Annotated in this window: 5 protein-coding genes and 1 pseudogene; 5 read left to right on the top strand and 1 reads right to left on the bottom strand. The window is 69.8% G+C overall.

The features are described from left to right. The 3 genes from JWP64_RS16235 to JWP64_RS16225 form a co-directional block, all read left to right on the top strand. Window positions 1-198: hypothetical protein (locus tag JWP64_RS16235; RefSeq protein ID WP_297497468.1), on the top strand; the 198-nt coding region annotated here is incomplete at its 5' end. A gap of 264 nt (window positions 199-462) precedes the next feature. Further along, window positions 463-1,047 (top strand): GNAT family N-acetyltransferase, encoded by a 585-nt coding sequence (locus tag JWP64_RS16230; RefSeq protein ID WP_297497466.1) that lies wholly within the window; start codon window positions 463-465, stop codon window positions 1,045-1,047. 607 nt (window positions 1,048-1,654) lie between these two features. After that, a complete protein-coding gene (locus JWP64_RS16225; protein ID WP_297497463.1) occupies window positions 1,655-2,065 on the top strand; it encodes a DUF5313 family protein in 411 nt (136 codons plus the stop codon). A 167-nt stretch (window positions 2,066-2,232) separates the two neighbouring features. On the opposite strand, the gene JWP64_RS16220 is transcribed toward JWP64_RS16225, so the two are convergent. Further along, the gene (locus JWP64_RS16220; protein WP_297497459.1) at window positions 2,233-2,436 is read right to left on the bottom strand and encodes a cold-shock protein; all 204 of its coding nucleotides are present in this window, start codon (window positions 2,434-2,436) and stop codon (window positions 2,233-2,235) included. A gap of 626 nt (window positions 2,437-3,062) precedes the next feature. Here JWP64_RS16220 and JWP64_RS16215 point away from each other — a divergent pair. Together JWP64_RS16215 and moaA are read left to right on the top strand one after the other, a co-directional pair. Then, window positions 3,063-3,706: pseudogene (locus JWP64_RS16215) on the top strand (sigma-70 family RNA polymerase sigma factor); the annotation flags it as partial. Window positions 3,707-4,311: 605 nt separating this feature from the next. After that, window positions 4,312-5,144 (top strand): GTP 3',8-cyclase MoaA (gene moaA, locus JWP64_RS16210; protein WP_297497456.1); only part of this gene is annotated, 833 nt, incomplete at its 3' end.

Genomic DNA, 5,144 nt, shown 5'->3' with positions numbered 1-5,144 from the left:
GCCGGGGGCAACCCGGAGGAGGTCCTCGACGCGGTGTTCGACTTCGCCGAGAACCTGATCGCCCAGCAGCGCGTCTTCGCCAAGCAGATGCTCGCCGCCGCCGCCAAGGGGCAACAGCCCGCCGCGCCGGTCACCGACGCCCCCGCCTCCTCGCCGTCGACCGCCGAGCAGCGCGAGCGCGGAGCCGATCAGCCCTAGTCACAGCACACCGCCCGGCGTCGACTGACCCCGTCGGTCCCCCGCTCAGGCACCGCGCTGCAGCTCGCGCACGATCCATTTGTTGTACCGGGCCGGTTCCAGCTCCAGGCCGTAGCGCGGAGCCGGGGAAGCGCTTCGTGTTGCACTCGCGCGGACGCGTCGGCGCGCATCCGCGGCCGTTGGGTTAGCGGACCAGCCCCGGTGCCGACACCCCCGGCGCCGACATGGGTGGACCGAGGCGCTCATCAGTCATAGCGTGGCTCGATGGTGTTTCCGCTGGTGACTGATCGTCTGCGGGTGCGGGCGTGGACGCTGTTGGACACCGTGGATGCGTTGGCGACCTACGGGGTCGCGGATGTGACGGGGTGGCTGACCCCGGCCACGGACCGGATCGGGGACACGGCCGCGATGCAGGCGGTGCTGGGCGCCTGGGCCGAAGCGCAGGTCAATCTTCTCCCGCCGCTGGGGCGGTGGGCGATCGAGCGTCGCGCCGACGGGGTCGTGGTGGGCGGGTTGGCGATCCGGCTGCTGCCGCCTTCCCGACAGGACTTGGAGATCAGCTTTCAGCTTCGTCCGGATGCGTGGGGGCAGGGCTTTGCCACTGAGTCCGCCGCCGCTCTGATCGAGTGGGCATTCACCCACGGCGCCGAAGAGCTGTTCGCGGTGGTTCGGCCCGACAACACGAGCGCGATCGCGGTCGCGCGCCGGTTGGGCATGTCCTGGGTCGGGGAGACCGACAAGTACTACGACCGCACCTTGCAGGTCTACCGCGTCCGTCCGGGTGATCTGACCATCGACCCGATGGTCGAGCTGCCCGACACCGACCCCGAGGACAACGCGAGGACCTGACTGGCAACAGGCCGCGCCGGCGCCCGCGCCTCGGGATCGGGGTCGGGGAGGGCCTTTTCAGAGATCTGTGGACAACTCTATGGACGTCGGCCCGGGCGACGAAACTCCCGCTCCGACGAAGCATCTCCCGGGCAGCTGCGCCTGCCGCACGCCGAGTGAGCTGGAGCGCTGCTGCGACGCGGGCACCCCCTCAGGGCCAGCGGAGGCCCGCCCGTGCAGGAAGCGCATCCATTCTCACCGCCGGGGGCGATGCGTTGCATCGCGCGGGTGAATTCGACGTAGTCGGCGTTGTCCTGACCCTGTTGGAACCGGCGGCGCGCGGCCAGCACCTCGGGACCTCCCGCCGCGCCTGCCGGCCCACCACGCAGCCCAGGAGAAGATCACCTGCCCGGTCTCGGCCAGCCGTTGAGGTGAGGGATGCTGAGCGGGCGGGGTGCGGGGTCTGTTGCCGGGCGCGGGCGCCTCGACGAGATGTCCGGCGACCCCGTTGGGGGCGTAATCTGGGGTGGTCGGGACCATCGTGCACGTGGGCGGTCAAGGCTCGCGTTGTTCTCGACGAAAGTCCACGCCCGAGCGGTCGAATCGTCCCGGGGACCGGAGCACCGACATGAGGTCGGCACCTAGTACGCACAGTCCAGACTCACATGGCATCACGGACGGGTCGCCACGGCGGCCGGGCCCTCTGCGCTGGTTGTGGTACGCCGCCGGCGGTGCGCTGCCGTCGGCGTATCGGGAGTGGGTGCGCTACGACGTCACCTGTCGCACCTGGCCGCTGCGTCACCTGCTGCGATTGCTTGCGCAGCTGGTGCCGGTCGCGGTCGTGTTGCTGGTGTTGATCCCGGGCCCGATGTGGGTCCGGGTGATGGCCGTGGCGAGCGGGTCGCTGGTCGGGCTCGCGTACTCCTTCGTGTTCCTCTACGAGGCCACCGAGCATCGGGCCTGCAAGGCCGGCTACCCCCACGGCACCGCAGCACGTGTCCGCGCGGAGAGCCGCGCCGCGCGAAGAAGTCGGTCATGAGCATCGCGCCTGCGACTGCAGACCCCCGCGGTCCCATCCGGCTACCGACATGAGCGGGATCTGCAGGGCATCACTGCGGCTTGCGCCCGATGGGAGGCCTGTCGCCAGCGCCGACGAGGCGAGGCGTCTGCTCCTGTCGTAGGCGTACCGCCTCGGGGGTAACCGGGTCAGATGGGGGTGACGTTGTCGGCTTGGGGGCCCTTCTGGCCTTGGCTGGTATCGAAGGACACCCGCTGGCCTTCCTCGAGGGTTTTGAAGCCGCTGCCCGCGATGGCCGAGTACTGCACGAACACGTCCTTGCTGCCGTCGTCGGGAGCGATGAACCCGAACCCTTTCTCGCCGTTGAACCACTTCACAACGCCCTCAGCCATGTGTCCTCCGTGATGCCGAATCGTGCCGCGGGCAGTCTGCCCACGGTCCCACCCTGGCGGGTGCTCCCGGCAGAGATGACCACCATCCCGCGGACGGACCGTCGGTCGTGAGGTCAGGGCTCCACGGGTGCCCGAGTCGCTCGCAGCGCTCAGCCCGTCCCCGACGAAGACCGACAATAGGGCTGATCAATGACCGGCTAAGCAAGTTCACGGGCTCGATCCGCAAGGTGCCGGGCTTCGGATCCGGCGGGCGGTAGTTCGGCCGGATCGTCCGCGATTGGGAAGGGCGCCCGGACCGTGACTGCTGGTGTGGGGTAGACCATCCCAGGTCAGATGTTGGCCTGGCACAAAGGTGCGAGTCGTCGCAGCAGATGCAACTGGAACGGTCAAGCTGTCACAGAGTGCGCTCGGTGGTCCCGCTTCGACGCAGGCGAGCCGGCTACTACGGTCGGTGTCTGGGGCACTCGTAGGCAGCGCGGCCATGGTCAGCGGCTGAGCCGGACGGTCAGGGCGAGATCGGCGACGGGGAGCTGGGCCCAAGCGGTGTCGGCGGTGACCGCGTCGGCGGCGGTGAGCGGCTCAACCCGGACCCCGAGCGCGCGGAGCCGGCGGGTGGCCCGGTCGGCGTCGACGCCGTGCTGATCCAGGAAGGCAACCTGGGCCTGATCCGGGCGGTGGAGAAGTTTGACTGCACCCGGGGTTGCCAGCTCTCCACCTACGCCACCTGGTGGATCGGCCAAGCTATTACCCGTGCAATGGCAGACCAGGCCCGCACCATCCGTCTCCCAGTGCACATCGTCGAGGCCATCAACAAGCTTCGCCGCCTCCATCGCGAGCTGTACCAACACCTGGGCCGCGAGCCCACCCCGCAGGAGCTCGCCGCCCAGCTGGACATCACCCCGGAGAAGGTGCGGACGTTGCAACGCTGCGCTTGCCAGCCGCTCTCGCTGGACCAGAGCGTCGGGGACGAGGGCGATATGCGGCTCGGGGACGTCGTCGAGGATGCCGAGGCTGTGGCGGCCGTGGACCCGCTCAGCTTCACCCTGCTGCGCGATCAGCTGCAGTCGGTGCTGGCGACGCTGTCCGAGCGCGAAGCCGGCGTGATCCGGCTGCGTTTCGGGCTCACCGACGGCCGGCCGCGCAGCCTGGAGCAGATCGGCCAGATCTGCGGGGTGGCCCGGGAGCGGATCCGGCAGATCGAGAGTCCAGGACGATGAGCAAACTGAGCTATCCGTCGCACATGGAGCTACTCCGTCACTACCTCGACTAGATCGCCTCCAGAGGCTCGACCCGCTTGAGGAACGAACGGACGGCGAGGTAGTCGGCGAGCGGCTGCTTGTGCTCACCGCAGGCCACCCAGACCTTCTCGCGGTCGGGAGTGTGCAACCTGGGGTTGTTCCACACAACCGCCCAGGTCGCGGCGGCCGGGCACCCCTTTGCCGAGCAGATCGCTGGGCTCTCCTGGCCGCTCACCGGGCCAGTCTGGCAGGCGGGCGTGACCTGCAGCCAGGGGAGACCCGCCCGTCGTCGGCCCGTCGACGGCCCCTCGACGGCCCCTCGACGGCCCCTCGGCTGCGCCGACGGCACGTCGTACGTCGCGGAGCGGACGCGCGAGGCGCATGCCCAGGTGATCCGCAGCCCCGGAGGGTGAGCTCCTGGCCGAGCACGATCTGCCGTCAGCGTCGAATGACGTGCTGGTACTGCCGTCCGAGGCGTCGGCCGACGGCTGCGGATGACCGAGCCGGCCGGCCGGGTGCTGCTGTTGCGGCCGTGGCTGACCCGGCTGGTTGAACCCGCCGTCCGTACAGCAAGATCCACTCAGTCCGTGGACTCACACCTGACGGCGGGTGGTGGATCCGGGCCTACGCTGGCGGCATGGCGCGAACATCGAGGGAAGCAGGAGGGGACGCGGCCAGGCCGGCGGTCCGCGACCGCCGCGCCCGACCACTGCGCGACCTGCGGATATCGGTCACCGACCGCTGCAACTTCCGCTGCGGCTACTGTATGCCGCGCGACGTCTTCGGTCCCGACCACGCGTTCCTGCCGCGCAGCGAGCTGCTGTCCTACGAAGAGCTCGGCCGGCTGGTACGGGTCTTCGCCGACCTCGGCATCAGCAAGGTCCGGCTCACCGGCGGTGAGCCGCTGCTGCGCCGCGACCTCGAAGTCCTCGTGTCCCTCGTCGCGTCGACACCGGGCATCACCGACGTCGCGCTGACCACCAACGGCTCGCTGCTCGCCGGCCACGCGCGGAGCCTGCGTCACGCGGGGCTGCACCGCGTGACGGTCAGCCTGGACAGCCTCGACCCGACCGTGTTCGCGGCCATGGGCGACACGAAAGTCCCTCTGTCGAAGGTGCTCGACGGGATCGCCGCGGCCGCCGACGCCGGGTTGGCGCCGATCAAGCTCAACACCGTGCTGCGCCGAGGGATGAACGAGGCCGGTCTGCTCGACCTGGTCGAGTTCGCCCGCGACGGCGGCCATGTCCTGCGGTGCATCGAGTACATGGACGTGGGCAACTCCAATGGCTGGGACCGGTCGGAGGTCGTCACCTCGGCCGAGGTGCTGGACCAGATCGCCGCAATGCACCCGGTCGAACCCGTGGCGGCGGCGCGCCCGGGCGAGGTCGCCCAACGCTGGCGCTTCCTCGACGGACGTGGCGAGTTCGGGCTGATCTCGTCGGTGAGCACGCCGTTCTGCAGCACCTGCAC

The organism is Pseudonocardia sp., assembly GCF_025465255.1.
Lineage (GTDB): Bacteria > Actinomycetota > Actinomycetes > Mycobacteriales > Pseudonocardiaceae > Pseudonocardia.
The sequence above is the reverse complement of the archived record's forward strand: the minus strand, read 5'-3'. Positions and strand labels throughout refer to the sequence as shown.

What these genes read in the sequence shown, in the direction of transcription:
- JWP64_RS16230 (WP_297497466.1), top strand. Translation starts at nt 463, where the DNA reads ATGGTGTTTCCGCTGGTGACTGATCGTCTGCGGGTGCGGGCGTGGACG.
- JWP64_RS16225 (WP_297497463.1), top strand. Translation starts at nt 1,655, where the DNA reads ATGAGGTCGGCACCTAGTACGCACAGTCCAGACTCACATGGCATCACG.
- JWP64_RS16220 (WP_297497459.1), bottom strand. Translation starts at nt 2,436, where the DNA reads ATGGCTGAGGGCGTTGTGAAGTGGTTCAACGGCGAGAAAGGGTTCGGG.